Here is a 20130-nt window from a genome sequence, read left to right on the forward strand (position 1 = left end):
TATGAAGGTTGCTGTTGTTATTTTAAATTGGAATGGGAAAGGTTTTCTAGAAAAATTTTTGCCGTCTGTTTGGGCTAACAATGCAACGAATGCCGAAATTATTGTTGCGGATAATGCTTCAACAGATGATTCTGTTACATTTTTAAAATCCACTTATCCACAAGTTCGTATTATTCAAAACTCCGACAATGGCGGGTTTGCAAAAGGATACAATGATGCGTTGAAATTAGTAACCGCTGAATACTATGTGCTTCTAAATTCAGACGTGGAAGTTTCACCCCTTTGGATTGATTCAGTAATTCAATTGATGGATACAGATACTTCTATTGCTGCGTGCCAACCGAAAATAAAATCGTATGAAAACAAAGCTTTGTTTGAATATGCCGGAGCTGCCGGAGGCTTTATTGATAAATACGGTTATCCTTTTTGCAGAGGACGAATTTTAGATACTCTGGAAGAAGACAAAGGGCAGTACAATGATGTGCGTGAAGTGTTTTGGGCAACAGGTGCTTGTTTGTTTGTGCGCTCGGAATGTTATCATAAAGTAAATGGATTTGATGAAGACTTTTTCGCCCACATGGAAGAAATTGACTTATGTTGGCGATTAAAAAATTTAGGATATAAAGTCATGTATTGTCCGGATTCCACTGTTTATCATGTTGGCGGTGGCACCTTAAATAAAACAAGTCCTAAAAAAACCTATTTGAATTTTAGAAACAACTTAATTTTAATTTGCAAAAATCACCCTCCTCAATATTTTTTTCTGAAACTGATGTGGAGAATGAATTTGGATGGAGTAGCAGGTGTAAAGTTTTTAGTATCGGGACAGTTTTCTCATTTTGTAGCAGTATTAAAAGCACACAAGAGTTTCTATTTTACATTAAAGTCAACGCTTAGAAAGCGAAAAGCACTTAAGAAAAATATTACAACCTATACCACTACCGCGGTGTATTTGCACAGCATCATTGCTGATTATTACATCAGAGGAAAGAAAACCTTTACAGCGATTGATTTAAAAAATAGATTTCTGTAAATCTATTTTAAAAGGAAAAAATCCAACGAAAGTTTATTATAGGAATTCGGTGTCAGCATCAATGCGCACCAAAGTATAATTCTAGGGAAAACAATTTTCATATCCCATACCGGGTTAATCAAGCTGAAAGCAGCTGTAACCAATACTAAATCAAAACCGATTAAATAAAGTGAATACTTTGTGAATATTCCCAAGATAAGTGTTAATCCGCAGATTAATTCAATAAAAGATGATAAGTAAGCGCCAAAAGCAAGAACACCCTGAGGCATGTTTACTTTCCCAAACTCATATTTAAACGACTCGATTACTCCGGGCATTTTAACGCGGATGACTTTATCGTAGCCTTGCATAAAGAATAAGATACCTAGAATTAATCTAAGTGTAAAAGTCATAATCGATTCATTCGTTACTAATTCCATGTGTTAAAGGTCTTTTTTTATAATGAAATGCTGTATGATAAAGGTCATTTAATAAAACTTTCGATGGCTAATCGATACGAATACATTCCAAATCCGGAGATAGAACCCTTGCATTTTGGAGCAATCAGCGAAACGTGACGAAATTCTTCCCGAGCAAATATATTTGAAATATGTACTTCAATGGTTGGTGCTTTGATAGAAGAGATGGCATCGCGCAATGCAACGGATGTATGTGTATAACCGCCCGCATTGAAGATAATGCCATCAAATGAAAAGCCTACTTCGTGCAATTTATTAATGAGTTCCCCTTCAATATTACTTTGGAAATAGAACAAGCCGATGTTGTCATATTTCTTTTTTAGTTCATTGAAATAGGTTTCAAAGGTCTGACTTCCGTAAACATCTGTTTCACGTGTTCCTAATAAATTCAGGTTGGGACCGTTTATTATAATCAGTTTCACGATACTTGTTAGTTAGTGGTTGTTAGTTATTTGTTGCGATAACAAAGATAAGTGAAAATTCTCTTTCTTATTTTTACTAAAGGTAAATTACTCGTTAAACTTAATTGCTGAACAACCTCAATTGAACTGGAATGTATATATAAAAGGGTTTAAATCCTTTCTTTCGTTGGAGAAGTCCCTGTCGGAAAACTCCATTGAAGCCTATTTGCACGATGTGAATAAGCTCATTCAGTTTTTTGAATACAAGAAATACGACCTTTCTCCTAAGGATGTTCAGTTGAAGCACCTGCAAGAGTTCTTGGAATGGGTGAACGAATTGGGCATGACAGCCTCCTCTCAAGCTCGATTGATAAGTGGTATCAAAGGGTTTTACAAATACTTATTACTAGAGAATATGCTGAATATCGATCCAACTGCCTTGTTGGAAGCCCCCCGTTTAGCTCGTAAATTGCCCGATACCTTAAGTTTGAATGATATCAATAAATTAATCGAAACAATCGATTTAAGTCGGCCGGGTGGACAAAGGAATAAAGCAATGCTGGAAACATTGTACAGCTGTGGGTTACGGGTGAGTGAGTTGGTAAATATGAAGTTGTCCAACCTCTTTTTTAACGAAGATTATATCAAAGTAACTGGAAAAGGAGATAAAGAACGGTTGGTGCCAATAGGAAGTGTTGCAATCCAACAAATTGAAATTTATAAAAATGAAGTGCGTTGTCACCTTCCGATTAAAAAGGACAATGAGGATTATTTGTTTTTAAACAACCGAGGAAGTAAAATATCGAGGATATACGTTTTTACGACCATCAAAGAGTTGGCTTTTAAGGCAAAAATTAAAAAGAAAATCAGTCCGCATACCTTTCGTCATTCCTTTGCAACCCATTTAATCGAAGGTGGAGCTGATTTGCGAGCGGTTCAGGAAATGCTAGGACACCAATCGATTACAACTACAGAAATTTATACACACCTGGATCGAGATTATCTCAGAGAAGCCATTATTCGGTTTCATCCCCGATCTTAGTTGTTTTTCACCGGAGCTGTTTTTCGTTCTTCCTTCAATTTATCAATCAATACACGTTTGAATTGTTCTTCTGCTTGGTAGAGCTTTGCTACTTTCTTAATCGGAAGCACCGCCTTGAATTTTGAATTGTATTCTGTTTGTAAATCCAGTTCTTTTTGTCGGAATGCAAAATCATTATCCATGGCTTGCTCCATTTCTTTATCAGTCATTTCTTCTTGATTCTTTTTTGCTTCTCGAACATCCATTTTTCGCTTTTTCCGCAGTTCGGCCAGTTTATCGTTATATTGATTATAAACGGGCCAGAATTTTTGAGCTTCTTCCGGTGTTAGTTCCAGTTTGCTAGTTAAATAAGCAATTTTCATGGCTTCGATGTTGTCTTTCTTTTCCTTTTGTCGGTCCACTTTTCCTTTGGGTGGAGGCCCCATGGGTTGTGAATAGATAATACCTGCTAAAGAGATGAAGGCAAGGACAAGGATTGTTTTTAATGCGTTTGTTTTCATAATCTATGAGTGTTTGTTTTTGATTCGTTCCGATTGTTAATGGAATCCGAATCTATAGCTCGTTACTTAATTTCGATTCTTCAATATTGTTTTCAATCAAATAATCTTCAATGCTGTTTTCCTCTTCAGGGGATGTTTCCACATCCAAAGAAGCATCAGCAGTGAGTTGTTCAATAATGTCTGTTTCATTGATGTAATAGAGTTGGTCTTCCAGAGACAGTTCCTCCAACATCGTGGTATTTATCACCTCAGCTTTTTTATTCATGTAATTGATGCCCACAATGGTTAAAAAAACAATTGCAAACATGGGCACTGCAAAATTGGGACGGAATAGTAATCGCAACCACTCAAAACGAAAAGTGGGAGTATTGTTTGTAATTACTTTCTCTTGGATGATGGTTGGTAATTCATCAAAGTAATTGGCAGGAACTTCAAACGGACTGTATTTATCAATACTTAAAGAGTAGGGGCAATTGAGCGAATATCTTCCTCGTCCTCAATACGGCTTTGCAATTTTGAAGTAAAGGCATTGAAATAATCATCCGAAGGATTAAACGGATGCTTGGCACCAAGTTTTGATAACTTAGGAGCCATTCCGTTTAAGTTGTTGTCTTCGTCTGCTATGTTGTGATCGTTATTCATTACTGCTTTGATTCAATTCTATTAAAAAGGTTTAATGGGTTGTCAGGTATTCTTCAATTTTCTTTACAGCATGATGGTAGGATGCTTTGAGTGCACCAACCGATGTTTCAAGTATTTTGCTCATTTCTTCGTATTTCATTTCTTCAAAATACTTCATATTGAAAACAATACGTTGTTTGTCGGGTAAGGTTAAGATGGCTTTCTGGAGTTTCGTTTGAATCTCATCTCCTTTGTAATAACTATCGCTTTCGAGGTTGTTTGCGAGGAAAGCGGAAACATCGTCCAGTGGAATACCGGCACGTTTTTTCTTCGCATTTAAAAAGTTGATGGATTCATTGGTTGCAATGCGGTACATCCAGGTAAAAAGTTGAGCTTCTTCTTTGAAATTTGAGAGGTGCCTCCAAACTTTGATGAATACATTTTGGAGCACATCATCCGTATCATCATGGTCGATGATGATTTTACGGATGTGCCAATAGAGTCGTTTTTGATATTCGCGAACCAATAAGTTAAACGCATAGTTACGCGTTTCTTCATTTCGAAACTGTTCGATGATTTCCCGGTCGTGCGGAGAAATTTTTGACGTGCTATGTTCTACTTGGTTATCCATCGTATCAAGCCGTCAGGTATGTGAACGTCTTGCTAGTTTATTTTCGTTTTAAAACCTTTTTAGCTGCTTCAACAATATTGACAGCGTCCAAGCCATATTTTGTCATTAATTGATCTGGAGTACCACTTTCGCCAAAGCTATCATTTACGGCAACCATTTCAATTGGTGTGGGTAACTCACGAGCCAAAAGCTGTGCAATGCTGTCTCCTAATCCACCATTCATCTGGTGTTCTTCAGCAGTAACCACACAACGTGTTTTTTTAGCTGAGTTTAAGACAGCGGTATTGTCTAAAGGTTTAATGGTATGAATATTTATTATTTCGGCACTAATACCCTGTGCGGCTAATTGTTCTCCCGCTTCAATCGCTTTCCATACCAAATGTCCAGTTGCAAAGATGGTTACATCGGTGCCTTCGTTCAGCATGACTGCTTTGCCGATTTCAAATTTTTGGTCGGCTGGGGTGAAGTTGGGAACAGTAGGGCGACCGAATCGGAGGTAAACAGGACCTTCATAATTTGCAATGGCAATGGTTGCGGCTTTGGTTTGGTTAAAATCGCAAGGATTTATTACCACCATTCCTGGAAGCATTTTCATTAATCCAAGGTCTTCCAATATTTGGTGGGTAGCACCATCTTCTCCAAGTGTTAATCCAGCATGAGAAGCACAGATTTTTACATTTTTACCGGAGTAGGCTACCGATTGTCGAATTTGATCGTACACCCGACCCGTTGAGAAGTTAGCAAACGTACCTGTGAAAGGTATTTTACCACCGATGGTTAAACCTGCAGCAATTCCAATCATGTTTGCTTCGGCAATACCTACTTGAAAGAAACGTTCCGGATGATCTTTTGCAAAGGCATCCATTTTAAGAGAACCAGTTAAGTCGGCACACAATGCCACCACATTCGGATTCGATTTTCCTAATTCGGATAACCCAGCTCCAAATCCGGAGCGAGTGTCTTTCTTTTCTGTAAAGGTGTATTTTTTCATTTAATTAATTTGTATAGATAATTCTTTTAATTTATTCTTTATCAGTTTAATATAGTTTCAATTGTGTTGATATTCCTGATTCTACTTTAAAACGTCTTTCGATGGTGTAAATCGCCTCTTTTGCGTTTTTTGGTCGGTACTCAATGCGGTATTTTCCGGGTTGAAGATTAATGGTTTCCTGAACCAAGGAGCTATTCAAATTACATACCCACACCAATTTATTGTTTTCTTGGAACAAACTTCCCGGGCCTTCACTTGGCTTAGAAATAGAAACACTACCCGATTGTGGGATTTCAATATAGGTGGTTTTACTTTGAGCAACATCTACCTTGTCCAACTTGATTCGAGGGAGGGTTAATATCTCCAAATCGTATTTTCCAACAATGAATTTTTCAGTAGTGTTAAAGTTTTGAATATGAAGTGTTTGCATCTCTCCATTTTTACGAACAATACAACTGATATTTCGAGTGTAATCTGTTCCTCCTGCCATTTTTAAATTGATATATCCTTGCGGTGCATCTACTGCAATCGTATTGTGTTTACCGGGAATCAATTCGATGCCTTTTTTCTCAACCGGTGGGATGGTATATACCACCATTTTATAGGTTCCGATAGGGTCAATTACCAAGGTGTCGGGTACGCCTTTGTTGTTTATCGTATGTACATAATTGTAACGAATGATGCCGGTTTGTTCATCATAGAAAGTCATGTTCACATCCGTTTCAGATGGGCGCCCAATCTGATCGTTTAAGTTTACTTGAACAGTGGTATTGTTTAAAGCTTGAGAGATGACAATGTTTAAGATGTTTTTGAAGCTGGTTTCGCTGGAAGCATCATAAAATTTACCAATACAGCCAAAGGAGTTAATATAGCTTTGGTCGAGTCCGATACCAATTACAAAGGGTTTTAAAACAATGCCTTTCTTTTGCAGCGCTAATGAAACAGCACAAGGGTCGCCATCACATTCTTCAATTCCATCGGTTATTAAAATAATGATGTTGCGCACATTGGCATTGGAGGCTGAAGGGAAATCACCTCCACATTGTTCTAAGGTATAGGCAATAGGGGTTGTTCCTTTCGGAACAAGCATTTTAAGTTTGTTTTTGATTGCTTGAGCGTTATTCTTTCCAAATGGCACTTCTAGTTTGGTATCGGTGCAACTGCGTTCCGGACGAAGTGGAACTTGGTGACCGTAACAACGGAAAGCCAATTCTAAGTTTGGGTTATTTACCTTCTGAATGCTATCTAAAAACTCTGTCAGCATTTTCTTGGCCATATCCATCTTCATCCCGTTTTGCCATTGGCCGAACATACTGAAAGAGGCATCAAATACAAATTCGATTCGGGTTAAGGGTTTGGCTTGTTGTGCTTTTGCAGAGATACAAGATGCCATCCCGATAGCTATCGGGATCAAGAAACAAGACATAATAAGTCTTGAAAATTGAGCTTTTTGTAATCGAAAAGAAGGATTATTTTTCATGTTTACAGGTCTTGAGTCTTGGATCTAATGTCTGAATTCTAGTAATCTCCAAGTGTTTCAGCATTCTGATTCAAAGCCTGTGCCAATTGTTCATCATTTGGAGCAACGCCATGCCATTTGTGACTACCCATCATAAAGTCAACCCCATTGCCCATTTCTGTTTTCATTAAAATCATTACCGGTTTTCCTTTACCAGTTTTTTCTTTCGCTTGTTTTAGTGTAGTAACTACGGATGCGATGTCGTTTCCTTTTTCAAGGTCCAGTACTTCCCAGCCAAATGCTTCAAACTTTGCACGTAAGCTTCCCATCGGTAATACTTGATCGGTAGAACCGTCAATCTGCTGTCCGTTCATGTCCACCGTGCAAATAAGATTATCTACTTTTTTAGCAGCCGCATACATGGCTGCTTCCCAAATTTGGCCTTCTTGTAATTCACCATCCCCATGAAGTGTATAAACAATGGATGCATCTGTATTCAATTTTTTAGCCAAAGCAGCACCAATAGCAACCGACATGCCTTGTCCGAGTGAGCCGGATGCAATACGAACGCCCGGTAAATGTTCGTGCGTAGTTGGATGTCCTTGCAAACGGGTATTCAGCTTGCGGAAGGTCGCCAATTCTTTTACAGGGAAATAACCGGAACGAGCTAAAACGCTATAAAAAACTGGAGAAATATGTCCGTTTGACAGGAAGAAAATATCTTCATTGATGCCATCCATAGAGAATTTAGCAGCATTGTGTTTCATGATCTCGAAATAGAGGGAAACAAGGTATTCGGCACAGCCCAATGAGCCACCCGGGTGGCCAGAATTAACTGCGTGTACTTGTCGAACGATATCTCTGCGGACTTGAGAAACAATTTTTTCTAATTCTGCTGTGGTAGCCATAAATATGTTGATTAAAAGGTGGTTTTTAAGATTGAGGATTCAAAAGTATCAATTTTTACAAGGCTTTTGGTATTGTTGAAAAATCGCATTATTGTTGAAAACTCACGTAAATAAAGCTAAATAAGGGTTTTTATAACTTTTGGATATCGTTATATGTGCAGGCTTAAAATAACTCAAGGGTTCCTTGTTTCAATTGAAACGTTGAACTTTTTAACTTTAAACTTTGAACTAAAAAATATGGCATTACAGTGTGGAATTGTGGGATTACCAAATGTTGGAAAATCAACATTATTTAATTGTTTATCAAACGCAAAAGCACAAGCGGCAAATTTCCCGTTTTGTACCATCGAGCCCAATGTGGGTGTTATTACTGTTCCGGATGAGCGTTTAGCCGTTTTGGAAAAAATTGTGAACCCGGAGCGAGTAGTACCAACCGTAGTGGAGATTGTGGATATTGCCGGATTGGTAAAGGGAGCAAGTAAAGGCGAAGGTCTGGGGAATAAATTCTTAGCAAACATTCGCGAAACGAATGCTATCATTCACGTTCTGCGTTGCTTTGATGACGACAATATTATTCACGTGGATGGTTCTGTAAACCCGGTGAGAGATAAAGAAATCATTGATACAGAGCTTCAGTTGAAAGATTTGGAATCGGTAGAATCGAAGATGAAGAAGGTGGAGAAAATGGCAAAAACCGGTAACGACAAGGATGCTAAAAAAGCATTTGAGGTATTGTCTGGTTTAAAGGAGCTTTTAGAACAAGGAAAATCAGCACGCTCTGCGAATTTGTCGGAACAAGATATGGTTCATGTTGCAGATTGTTGCTTATTGACCATCAAACCCGTATTGTACGTTTGTAATGTGGATGAAAAGTCGGTAAAAACCGGAAACAAATATGTGGATGCTGTTAGAGAAGCCGTGAAGGACGAAAATGCTGAGGTGTTAATCATCACCGCTGCAATGGAAGCTGAAATTGCCAGTTTGGAAACTTACGAAGAGCGTCAGATGTTTTTAGGTGAAATGGGATTGACGGAGCCGGGGGTGAATTACCTAATTAAAGCGGCTTACCGTATTTTGAATTTACAAACGTATTTCACCGCAGGCGTGAAAGAAGTGAGAGCTTGGACCATCAGTAAAGGAATGACCGCTCCCCAAGCTGCTGGGGTTATCCATACCGATTTCGAAAAAGGATTTATCAGAGCTGAGGTGATCAAGTATAATGATTTTGTTACTTTAGGCTCGGAAGCTGCTTGTAAAGAAGCCGGCAAAATGGGTGTTGAAGGTAAAGAATATGTGGTAAATGATGGGGATTTGATGCACTTTCGTTTTAACGTATAATGTATGATGTATAATGGAAGATGTAAGGAAATTTTGCAATTCCAGTTTTATAAATTTGTAATAATTTGTAATGGCTAAATATACCGAAGACAGTATAAAAACGCTGGAGTGGAACGAGCACATTCGTTTACGCCCAGGGATGTACATTGGTAAATTGGGAGATGGTTCTTCTCCGGACGATGGAATTTACATCTTATTGAAAGAAACTCTTGATAACTGTATTGATGAGTTTGTGATGGGGAATGGTAAAACCATCGAAGTGACCATTAAAGACAAAACAGTTCGTGTTCGAGATTATGGTCGCGGTATCCCATTAGGGAAATTAGTAGATGTTGTTTCCAAAATCAACACAGGAGCGAAATATGATTCGGAAGCATTTAAGAAGTCGGTTGGATTGAATGGGGTTGGTACAAAAGCTGTTAATGCATTGTCGAGTTACTTTAATGTACAAGCATTCCGTGAAGGGAAAACCAAATCAGCAGATTTTGCGACCGGTGTATTGACCAAAGAAACAAAAATTGTGGATTCGGATCAACGCATGGGAACACTTGTATCCTTTACTCCGGATGAAACGATTTTTGGAAAGTACCACTTCATCAATGAATACATTGAAAAAATGTTGTGGAACTATGCATACCTAAATACCGGTTTGACAATTATCTACAACGGACAAAAATTTTATTCCGAAAATGGATTGTTGGATTTGTTAACACAAAACATCAGCGGTCCGATTTTGTATCCTACTATCCATTTGAGAGGATATGATATTGAAGTGGCGATGACCCACAGTAACCAACAATACGGTGAAGAATATTATTCCTTTGTAAACGGACAACATACCACACAAGGTGGAACGCATCAAGGAGCATTCAGAGAGGCATTGGTAAAAACTATCCGCGACTTCTTCAAAAAAGATTTTGAAGCCGTGGATGTGCGTACGTCCATTATTGCTGCTGTGAGTATCAAAGTGCAAGAGCCGGTTTTTGAATCTCAAACAAAAACAAAGTTAGGTTCCACCGATGTGGGACCGAAAGGGCCATCTGTAAAATCCTTTATTGGTGATTTCTTAAAAACCGAATTGGATAATTTCTTGCACAAGAATCCGGAAACGGCTCAGGCCATTTTACAAAAGATTCAGCAAAGTGAACGTGAACGGAAGGATTTACAAGGAATTCAGAAATTAGCACGTGAGCGTGCAAAAAAATCAAATCTTCACAATAAGAAATTACGCGATTGCCGCATTCACATGCAATCAAATGATGAACGAAAGTTGGATACCACCTTGTTTATTTGTGAGGGAGATTCGGCAAGTGGTTCCATCACCAAAACACGTGATGTGAATGTGCAAGCTGTTTTCAGTTTGAAAGGGAAGCCATTAAACGCTTATGGTTTAACGAAGAAGATTGTTTACGAAAATGAAGAGTTCAACTTGCTTCAAGCAGCATTAAACATTGAAGACGGAATCGAGAATTTACGTTACAACAACATTGTGGTTGCTACCGATGCAGACGTGGATGGTATGCACATCCGTTTGTTGTTGATGACCTTCTTCTTACAGTTCTTTCCGGATTTAGTGAAAAACGGACATGTATACATTCTACAAACACCTTTGTTCCGCGTTCGGAATAAAAAAGAAACCATCTATTGCTATAGCGAAGATGAACGCAGAGCTGCTATTGAAAAATTGGGCTCTAAACCGGAGATTACACGATTTAAGGGATTGGGTGAAATTTCACCGGACGAATTTAAATTGTTCATTGGAAAAGACATGCGAAAAGACCCTGTGATTATTGGTAAAGACAGAACGATTGTAGACATGTTGGGGTATTATATGGGTAAAAACACACAGGAGCGCCAAGATTTCATTATTGATAATTTGGTGGTGGAGAAAGATTTGGTTGAGGGAGTATAGGAAAACAGAAAAAAGTTAATCGTTAATTGGGATTTATAATTAACCATTAACAATTAAAAAATTAACGATTGTATGAGTAACGAAGAAAATACAAATGAAGAATTAGCAGGTGGAGGTGAAGAACTTCACAATGTGATTCATGTGTCGGGGATGTACCAAAACTGGTTTTTGGATTATGCTTCCTATGTAATTTTGGAACGTGCTGTTCCCTATGTTGAAGATGGACTAAAGCCGGTTCAGCGTAGAATTTTACATTCGATGAATGATTTGGATGATGGACGTTACAACAAAGTGGCGAACATTATCGGTCATACCATGAAGTATCACCCGCACGGGGATATGAGTATTGGGGATGCTTTGGTGGCGTTGGGACAAAAAGATTTATTGATTGATACACAAGGAAACTGGGGAAATATTTTAACCGGAGATAGAGCAGCAGCTCCCCGTTACATTGAGGCACGGTTATCCAAATTTGCTTTGGAGGTAGTTTTTAATCCAAAGACAACAAAATGGTTATCGAGTTACGATGGAAGAAATAAAGAGCCGGAAACCTTACCTGTGAAATTTCCATTGTTATTGGCGCAAGGTGTTGAAGGGATTGCGGTTGGATTGGCCTGTAAAATGTTACCACATAACTTTAACGAATTGTGTGATGCATCCATCGCTTCTTTAAAAGGAAAACGCACAGATATTATGCCTGACTTCGCTACAGCAGGGATGGCTGATTTTAGCAATTATAATGATGGATTGCGCGGGGGTAAAGTGCGTGTGCGTGCAAAAATATCGCAGCTTGATAAAAAGACCTTAGTGATTTCTGAAATTCCTTTTGGTACAACAACCGGTTCGTTGATTGATATCATTGTAGCTGCAAACGACAAAGGGAAAATCAAAATCAGAAAAGTAGAAGACAATACCTCCGAAAATGTGGAGATTGTGATTCATTTGGTTCCAGGTATTTCACCTGATAAAACCATTGATGCTTTGTATGCTTTCACCGATTGTGAAGTATCCATTTCTCCAAATGCTTGTATCATTGAAAACGACAAGCCAAAGTTTATTGGTGTCAACGAAATTTTAAAAATCTCCACCCGTCAAACATTGGAATTGTTAAAGCGTGAGTTGGAGATTGAAAAAGGGGAATTGCAAGAATCATATTTGTTTGCGTCTTTGGAGAAAATTTTCATCAAGGATGAAATGTATATTGATTTCAAAAACTATTCGGATAAAGAAACCTTGTTTGCTTATTTGGATGAGCGTTTTAAGAAGTATAAAAAGCAATTCATTCGTGTGATTACGAACGATGATTATGAGAAGTTGACACAGATTCCAATGATTCGCATCACTCGTTTCGATTCGAAGAAAGCGGATGAAAAGATGAAAGCATTGGATGCGCGTATTGCTGAAATCGATCATCACTTAGCCAACATGATTGATTTTGCTGTGGAGTATTTCAAGAATTTAAAGAAGAAATACGGTGTTGGAAAAGAGCGCAAAACAGAAATAAAATCGTTTGAGAACATTGTTGCAACAAGTGTGGTGGTGGCAAACGAAAAATTGTATGTGAATCGTGAAGAAGGTTTTGCCGGCTATGGTTTGAAAAAAGATGAATTTGTTGCAGAATGCTCGGATATTGATGACATCATCGTGTTCTTAAAGGATGGAACAATGAAAGTGTCAAAGGTGGCGGATAAAGCATTTGTAGGGAAAGACCTGATACACATTGCTGTATTTAAGAAAAACGATGAGCGGACGATTTACAATGTGATTTATCGAGATGGAAAATCCGGAAGTGTATTTATGAAACGATTCCCGGTTACCGGTGTGACACGTGACAAAGTATACGATTTAACAAAAGGAACAAAAGAGTCGCAGATATTATATTTTAGCGCCAATCCAAACGGAGAAGCAGAGGTGGTGGAAGTGCAGTTGAAACCAATGCCGGGATTACGAAAAGTGCAGTGGGACTTAAACTTTGCAGAGTTGGCTGTTAAAGGCAGAAACTCGATGGGGAATGTGGTTACAAAATATTCGGTGAAGAAAATTGTGAAGTTGAAGGAAGGTGTTTCCACACTGGGTGCACGTGATATTTGGTTTGACGATACAGTACAGCGCATCAACACCGATAAGCGTGGTGAATTTTTAGGAAGTTTTGGTCCGGAAGATAAGATCTTGACCATCACTCAAAGTGGACATTATAAATTGTCGAGTTTTGATGTTTCCACCCATTTTGATCAAGACATGATTTTGATTGAGAAATTCAAACCGAATAATCCTGTTTCCGCAATTTATTTGGATGGTGAAAGTAAGACCTATTTCGTAAAACGATTTATGATTGAACTAACGGATAAAAAGGTATTATTTATTTCGGAGTCGGAAGGTTCCCGTGTTGAAATTGTTACAACGGATGTGTTGCCGGTAGTAGAAGTGAAATACAGTAAAGTAAAAGACAAAGAAGTGCCTTCTGAAAAAATTGACCTGACACAGTTTATCGAGGTGAAGGGGATGAAGGCGAAAGGAAATAAGTTATCGTACTCGAAAGTAAAAGACATAACATTATTACCTCCGGTAGAGATACCAATTGATGAAGATGTGCAAGATGAATTTGAAGAGAGTGGTATGTCTCCATTGGAAGCCATTAAAAAGGCACAAGAACCTGCAAAGGATAAAAACCTGATTTCTATTGATCAGATGATTAATGCGGAAATCAAATTGCCTTCTCAAGAGAAAAAGAAAAAGCCTAAAAAAGGCAAAGATGGCGGGAAAGATTTGAAGCTAGATTTTTAAAGGTTAGTTCTCGTGTGGTATAAAATAGCCACAGATTCACAGATTGATGATCTATGAATTTGTGGCTATTTATTTTATTGAAAATTAAGTGAATTTTGGATAGACCATAAGGTTTGTATTTTGTGAATAAAGTTCAAAAGGAAAGGTTTGGCTGTCAAGGTGCATGAAGGACTGAGGTTGTTTTAGAAGGTGATGTTTCGAATCTTAATTTGATTATACAATTTTAATAACGAACTTAGGAGCGGATAAAATTGAATTTTTGCTTTTTTTATGAAGAATGCGCTTAAGAAGCTTATTGATTTAGGAGTACAACCTCATTATCAGCCTTGGGAAATTTACCTCACCCGTAAACTCAATTCCATTACACTAATAGCAATTGTAAATATGCTATTGGGCATTCTGTTTTTTGAAATCACAGGATATACTCAATTTATTTTTGAATGTATTTGTTCGTTGATTGTGTTGCCATTTGTTATTGTTTTGAATGTGTATAGAAATTACATTTGGGCGGCATATTGGTTTTATATTTTTGGCTATATCTTCTTTATTCCCATGAATCTAAAAATGGGGTTGCAATCCTACATTATCCTATTTTATTTTCCTGTTTTGATTAGTATGGTGCAGCTTTTAGGAAAAAAAGAAACGTTAAAGCACTTGATTATACTAAGTGTTTTTTGTCTGCTTTCGGTTATATTTATAACAATAGGTTATAAGTATGATATTTATAAGGTTGTGTTGAGTGCGGACGTCATAAATAACATGTTTATTTTTAATATTATTCTAAGTTTTCTGACCACTTTATCGTTTATGATTATTATGGTTTATGAATCGATTACTCAGGAAAATCATATCAAAAGTATCTTGAAGGAGAAAGAGATTTTATTAGCAGAAGTATTTCATCGGGTGAAGAATAATATGAACATCGTGACCAGTCTTTTGAATTTGAAAAAAGGCATGTCGGATTCGAAAGAAGTTCAAGATGCATTGGAAGATTGTCGGAATCGTGTTTTTTCAATGGCATTGGTTCATCAGAACATTTTCAACTCAAAGAATATTGTTGGTTTGAATTTTAAAGATTATGTAAAAAATCTAACAAGTGAAATTGCCAAGTCTTTGGGGGAAGAAGAAAAATTTGAGATTGTTTTAGAAACGGAGGATGTGAGTTTGGACCTTTCAAACGCAATTCCTTGTGGTTTGATTTTAAATGAATTAATTACCAATTCGTTTAAGTATGCTCAGCAAGCTGACAAAAAGTTGATGGTTGGGGTAAAATTAAAAAAAGTGAACGGTCGTGTTGAGTTAGAAGTGCGAGACAATGGCTTAGGTATCCCCGAAAATTCAACTAAAAATCACAATTCGTTAGGTCTGGAACTCATTAAGTCTTTATCAGAACAGATTAATGGTGCGTATTCGTTTTCAAATGAGAATGGATTGGTGTTTAAACTTTCGTTTGTTTCACAATAGGCCATTTATAGGGTCTGTTTTTTTCTTTGCTTTTTTCGAATAAATACCCGTAATTAGTGGTACAAAATCATCCCATTAATTAAATAATCACTCTAAATGAAATTTAAAAAATTACTAGCAGGAGCTGTTGCCGTTTTTGCATTTGCATCCATTGCATCCGCTCAATTAAATGTGACTTTTCAGGCACAAAAAACGTATCCAGGACAAACGTGTGCTAACATCTGCGGATATGTAGATTCAACAGGACGAGAGTATGCATTAGTTGGAGCATCGCAAGGAATGTCGATTGTAGACGTAACTGTTCCGAATACACCAATTGAAGTGTTGGTGATTCCCGGAATTGACAATTTATGGAAAGAAATAAAAGTAAGAGGGAAATATGCATACGTTACAACCGAAGGTGGTGGCGGATTACAAATTGTTAATTTAAGAAGTTTGCCAAATACAGCAGGTGTTGTTTATCATAATTGGGCGCCAACCATTCCCGGAGCAGGAGGAGGAACATTAAGTTCCATCCATGCATTGCACATTGATAATCAATATGTGTATTTGTATGGAAGTAATTTATTTAACGGTGGCGCTTTGGTTGCTGATTTAACCGATCCTTGGAATCCGGTTTATGTTGGAAATTATCAAAATTCGGTTTCACCTTATGTACACGATGGGTATGTTAGAAACGACACATTGTATGCAGGTCATATTTATGATGGGTTTTATTCAGTTGTAGACTTTACAAATAAAACGGCTCCGGTTGAATTGGCGAACCAATCAACACCAACCAACTTTACCCACAATACTTGGTTGTCGCAAAATAGCAAGGTGTTATTTACAACAGATGAAACGAATGATTCTTATTTAACTGCTTATGATATTTCCAATTTGGGAAGTATTAGTGAGTTGGATCGTATTCAATCCAATCCAGGTTCAAACTCAATTGTTCACAATACACATATCATCAACGTAGGCGGAAATGATTATGCGGTTACTTCATGGTATAGAGATGGATTTGTAATTACGGATGTTGGTCGCCCTATCAATATGGTTCACGTTGGAAATTACGATACATATGTTGGAACAGGTGGCGGTTTTGATGGTGATTGGGGTGTTTATCCGTATTTGCCTTCCGGAACCATTGTGGTATCAAACATTGATGAAGGATTGTTTGTTTTTTCTCCAAACTATGTTCGTGCATGTTATTTAGAAGGAATTGTTTCGGATAGTGCATGTGGTGCTTTGTTGAACAATGCAAACATTACTATTTCAACGGTGGGAGTTACGGATGTGACGGATATTGTTGGACAATATAGAACAGGTACTGCAATTCCGGGAACGTATACTGTTACGATTTCTGCTCCTGGGTATACAACAAAAGTTTTTACAGGTGTTGTTTTATCACCGGGTGTTGTTACAAATTTGAATGCACAATTAGCTCCATTAACTACGGTTGCAATCAGTGGAACCGTGCAGGATGCAGTATCATCAGCACCTATTGTAGCAGCAGGAGTATTAATTACGGATCCATCAAATACGTATAATTTTGTTACGAACGGAACCGGAAATTTTTCAAGTTGTAATGTGGTTGGTGGTACCAATTATGATGTGTTTGCTGGGCATTGGGGATACACGACTTATTGCGCTTCCGGTCAAACAATTAATTCGGGATCTAGTGCATTGTTGTATCCTTTGAATGAAGGCTACTATGATGATTTTACATTTAATTTCGGTTGGACAGTAAATACAACAGCCAGTACAGGTGCTTGGGAGCGTGGTGTTCCATTAGGAACAACCAATGGGACAGATTTAGCAAATCCTGGAGTGGACGATGCTTCTGATTGTTATACGATGGCGTATGTTACAGGAAACACTGGGACAACAGGATCAGATCAAGATGTGGATGGAGGAGCTACGATTCTTACGTCTCCTGTATTTGATTTAACCGGCTATGTATTGCCTAATTTAAATTATTCACGTTGGTTTTACAATGCAGGTGGTACAGGTACTCCAAATGATTCATTGAATATTTATTTGTCAAATGGTTTAACTACGGTGTTGATAGAAACTGTAACACAAGCATCTCCATTAAATTCTACTTGGGTTCAAAAATCGTATGACATTGCAACATTTATTGCTCCAACAGCAAACATGCAAGTAATTGTGAGAACAGCAGATGCTGCACCAGGACATATTACGGAGGCTGGTTTCGATAAATTTTTCATCACGAGCTTTGTTGGTGTTAATGAGCATACCGCAGCAAACAGCACGGTGTCGGTTTATCCGAATCCATTTACAAACGAAACAGCTGTTTCATATGAGTTGAAAAAATCATTGGCCCCAAATGCACAATTGATTTTAACTGATGTAACAGGTAAGCAAGTGGCTACTTATCAATTGACTCAAACAAAAGGAAGTATCTTGGTAAGTCCGGATTTAACAGCAGGTATCTATTTTGTTAAAATTGTGAATGCTGAGGAAATCACCAAGCCTGTGAAAATTGTGAAATTGAAATAATACTTCAACTGTGTTGAGGATGACAATAGTCCCGTTAGGAGTGATCTTAGCGGGACTTTTTTTGTTTTTTTTTTAGAACGCCTCTCGATAGATATTTGGAGCGGCTAATCTGTTTTCAAACAAAAATGGATGAGTTGGAGAGTGCTAACTAGTTTCTTCTAAAGCACTGGGATCGTAATGATGATTCGCAAAAGTACTTCAATATAAATAAGAAATCTGTGTGAGGAAAGACCTATAATGAATATCCTAAGCTGATGTCAAACATTAAATGCATGTGACCATTGTAATAGGAACCAAAATCGGAGGTATCGTATTTGGTAATTCGGTATGCAGACGAATGGTAATAAACGGTGTTTGTCTTATAACCGGCACCACCACATACATCCATGGTCAAACGGCCAAGTTTTCCTACTTGAACACCAATAAGTAAGTTCGCATTGAGATGACGCACATCAAAATAAACATCGCGGTAATAACGGTTTAAACCAAGTGAAATATGTGCGTTTGTATAGGAAACGTGTGGTGCGACATAAAACCCATAAGGTGAATGATGCCTGCGGTTGACTAAATAAATTTTATGAGCATATTGAATGCGCCAACCGTTTACTTTTAGAATATCACCAGTAGATTGGTTGGATGCTTTTTCAAAAATGGACCAAAAAACATTCTTCCCAAGGTAGCCGATACTAACTTGTTCAGATTGCGTTCGCCCTGTTGTAATTTCAGCTGCCAATCGATATTCGGATGTAAAAGGGAATACGCCACCATACATAAACCCTGTAACGCTGGTTTTTAATACCAGTGGTTGTGAAGGATATGGCTTTTTCTTTTTTTTGGGAATGGAAACTTTGATGGTATCGCCTAAAGTAATTGATTTTACATAGGGAATAGCCAGTAGGAAACAACACAGGAATAAAAGGAGTACTCTTTTATTTTTCATTTGGTGTACTGTTTAAATCGTACCTCGCAACAGGAACAGCAGCCTGGTTGCTAAAGTCATTTTTCAGAAATTTATAATATCCTGTAATGGCAATCATGGCTGCATTGTCTGTGCAATATTCAAATTTAGGGATAAATACGTCCCAATCCAACTCTTCCTTCAAGGCAGTTAATTGTTTACGTAGTTCCGAATTAGCAGAAACACCTCCTGCAATTGCTATTTGGCGAATGTTGGTCTGTTTGGCAGCCGCTTTTAATTTCGTTAATAGAATATCAATAATAGTAGATTGAATAGAGGCGCAAATATCATTTCTGTTTTCTGAAATAAAGTTTTCGTTGCGGGCAGTTTCATTATTTATGAAGTTCATGAATCCGGTTTTTAGTCCGCTAAAGCTGAAATTAAAATCAGGAATCTGAGGTTTTGTAAACTTGAATGCTTTGGGATTTCCTTCTTTAGCATACTTATCGATTAGTGGTCCACCAGGATAGGGCAAGCCCATAATTTTAGCCGCCTTGTCGAATGCTTCTCCGGCAGCATCATCAATGGTTTCACCAAGAACTTGCATGTCGAAAAAATCCTTTACGAGCACAATTTGAGTATGGCCTCCGGAAACGGTCAGGCATAAAAAAGGAAAAGAAGGCTTTGAGCTACCGGCATCATCAATGAAATGAGCAAGAATATGCCCTTGCATATGATTTACTTCAATTAATGGAATGTTTAGTCCCAATGCAAATGCTTTGGAAAAGGAGGTTCCAACAAGTAACGACCCCATAAGTCCTGGCCCACGTGTAAAAGCAATGGCTTCAATATCTTTTTTGCTGATTCCGGCTTGTTTGATTGCTTGATCAACAACTGGGATGATGTTTTGCTGGTGCGCACGGGAAGCCAACTCCGGCACAACACCTCCATATAGCTTGTGGATGTTTTGATTGGCCACAATATTGGCAAGTATTTTGCCGTCTTTGATAACAGCAGCAGATGTATCGTCACAAGACGATTCGATTCCTAATATGATGGTTGATTTGCTCATATTTATTAACTTCGCACGGCAATGTAGTCGAACGTTTTAACGATTCAAAGGTATTAAAAAACTCGCAAACATATTATTCCGATTTCTTTCCCTGATAATATTTATTCTGT

At 37.8% G+C, this 20130-nt stretch carries 18 protein-coding genes; 7 read left to right on the forward strand and 11 right to left on the reverse strand.

Annotated elements, in window-relative coordinates:
* Position 1: 1 nt before the first annotated feature.
* Entirely contained in the window at positions 2-1033 is a 1032-nt protein-coding gene (locus tag IPP64_06550) for a glycosyltransferase family 2 protein (protein ID MBL0329067.1), read from the forward strand.
* Positions 1034-1035: 2 nt separating this feature from the next.
* Here the strand turns inward: IPP64_06550 and IPP64_06555 are convergent, their stop codons facing one another.
* Positions 1036-1452: a DoxX family protein gene (locus IPP64_06555; protein MBL0329068.1), complete on the reverse strand. Its 417-nt coding sequence runs from the start codon at positions 1450-1452 to the stop codon at positions 1036-1038.
* Positions 1453-1496: 44 nt separating this feature from the next.
* Positions 1497-1913 carry a type II 3-dehydroquinate dehydratase gene (gene aroQ / locus IPP64_06560; GenBank protein MBL0329069.1) on the reverse strand — a complete coding sequence of 139 codons (417 nt, stop codon included), beginning with the start codon at positions 1911-1913 and terminating at the stop codon, positions 1497-1499.
* Positions 1914-2034: 121 nt separating this feature from the next.
* Here aroQ and xerD point away from each other — a divergent pair, with 121 nt between their 5' ends.
* Complete coding sequence (gene xerD / locus IPP64_06565) at positions 2035-2934, forward strand: site-specific tyrosine recombinase XerD (GenBank protein ID MBL0329070.1); 900 nt, start codon at positions 2035-2037, stop codon at positions 2932-2934.
* Here the strand turns inward: xerD and IPP64_06570 are convergent.
* The 7 genes from IPP64_06570 to IPP64_06600 all read right to left on the reverse strand — a co-directional run bounded on the left by IPP64_06570 (position 2931) and on the right by IPP64_06600 (position 8044).
* The gene (locus IPP64_06570) at positions 2931-3434 is read right to left on the reverse strand and encodes a hypothetical protein (protein MBL0329071.1); all 504 of its coding nucleotides are present in this window, start codon (positions 3432-3434) and stop codon (positions 2931-2933) included. The two genes, xerD and IPP64_06570, sit on opposite strands and share 4 nt — an antisense overlap.
* A 52-nt stretch (positions 3435-3486) precedes the next feature.
* Complete coding sequence (locus tag IPP64_06575; GenBank protein ID MBL0329072.1) at positions 3487-3741, reverse strand: hypothetical protein; 255 nt, start codon at positions 3739-3741, stop codon at positions 3487-3489.
* A 149-nt stretch (positions 3742-3890) separates the two neighbouring features.
* On the reverse strand, positions 3891-4076 hold the full coding sequence (locus IPP64_06580) for a hypothetical protein (GenBank protein MBL0329073.1): 186 nt from the start codon (positions 4074-4076) through the stop codon (positions 3891-3893).
* Between the two features lie 31 nt (positions 4077-4107).
* Positions 4108-4686, reverse strand: a complete 579-nt coding sequence (locus tag IPP64_06585; protein MBL0329074.1) for a sigma-70 family RNA polymerase sigma factor — start codon at positions 4684-4686, stop codon at positions 4108-4110.
* Between the two features lie 37 nt (positions 4687-4723).
* A complete protein-coding gene (locus IPP64_06590) occupies positions 4724-5677 on the reverse strand; it encodes a transketolase family protein (protein MBL0329075.1) in 954 nt (317 codons plus the stop codon).
* 46 nt (positions 5678-5723) lie between these two features.
* Positions 5724-7103, reverse strand: coding sequence for a VWA domain-containing protein (locus IPP64_06595; GenBank protein MBL0329076.1), 1380 nt, complete (start codon positions 7101-7103; stop codon positions 5724-5726).
* 92 nt (positions 7104-7195) lie between these two features.
* Entirely contained in the window at positions 7196-8044 is an 849-nt protein-coding gene (locus IPP64_06600; protein ID MBL0329077.1) for a transketolase, read from the reverse strand.
* 237 nt (positions 8045-8281) lie between these two features.
* On the opposite strand from IPP64_06600, the gene ychF reads away from it, so the two are divergent.
* The 5 genes from ychF (at position 8282) to IPP64_06625 (ending at position 18050) form a co-directional block, all read left to right on the forward strand.
* Positions 8282-9382 carry a redox-regulated ATPase YchF gene (ychF, locus tag IPP64_06605; protein ID MBL0329078.1) on the forward strand — a complete coding sequence of 367 codons (1101 nt, stop codon included), beginning with the start codon at positions 8282-8284 and terminating at the stop codon, positions 9380-9382.
* 70 nt (positions 9383-9452) lie between these two features.
* Positions 9453-11294, forward strand: a complete 1842-nt coding sequence (locus tag IPP64_06610; protein ID MBL0329079.1) for a type IIA DNA topoisomerase subunit B — start codon at positions 9453-9455, stop codon at positions 11292-11294.
* 72 nt (positions 11295-11366) lie between these two features.
* Complete coding sequence (locus tag IPP64_06615) at positions 11367-14078, forward strand: DNA gyrase/topoisomerase IV subunit A (GenBank protein ID MBL0329080.1); 2712 nt, start codon at positions 11367-11369, stop codon at positions 14076-14078.
* Between the two features lie 270 nt (positions 14079-14348).
* Positions 14349-15542 (forward strand): sensor histidine kinase, encoded by a 1194-nt coding sequence (locus IPP64_06620; protein ID MBL0329081.1) that lies wholly within the window; start codon positions 14349-14351, stop codon positions 15540-15542.
* A gap of 96 nt (positions 15543-15638) precedes the next feature.
* Positions 15639-18050, forward strand: coding sequence for a choice-of-anchor B family protein (locus IPP64_06625; GenBank protein MBL0329082.1), 2412 nt, complete (start codon positions 15639-15641; stop codon positions 18048-18050).
* A gap of 232 nt (positions 18051-18282) precedes the next feature.
* Here IPP64_06625 and IPP64_06630 read toward each other — a convergent pair whose 3' ends face one another.
* Positions 18283-18990, reverse strand: a complete 708-nt coding sequence (locus tag IPP64_06630) for a hypothetical protein (protein ID MBL0329083.1) — start codon at positions 18988-18990, stop codon at positions 18283-18285.
* Entirely contained in the window at positions 18980-20020 is a 1041-nt protein-coding gene (gene tsaD, locus IPP64_06635) for a tRNA (adenosine(37)-N6)-threonylcarbamoyltransferase complex transferase subunit TsaD (protein MBL0329084.1), read from the reverse strand. Before tsaD ends, IPP64_06630 begins: the two co-directional genes overlap by 11 nt.
* Positions 20021-20130 lie beyond the last annotated feature (110 nt).

The organism is Bacteroidota bacterium, from assembly GCA_016722565.1.
Classification (GTDB): Bacteria; Bacteroidota; Bacteroidia; order 2-12-FULL-35-15; family 2-12-FULL-35-15; genus 2-12-FULL-35-15.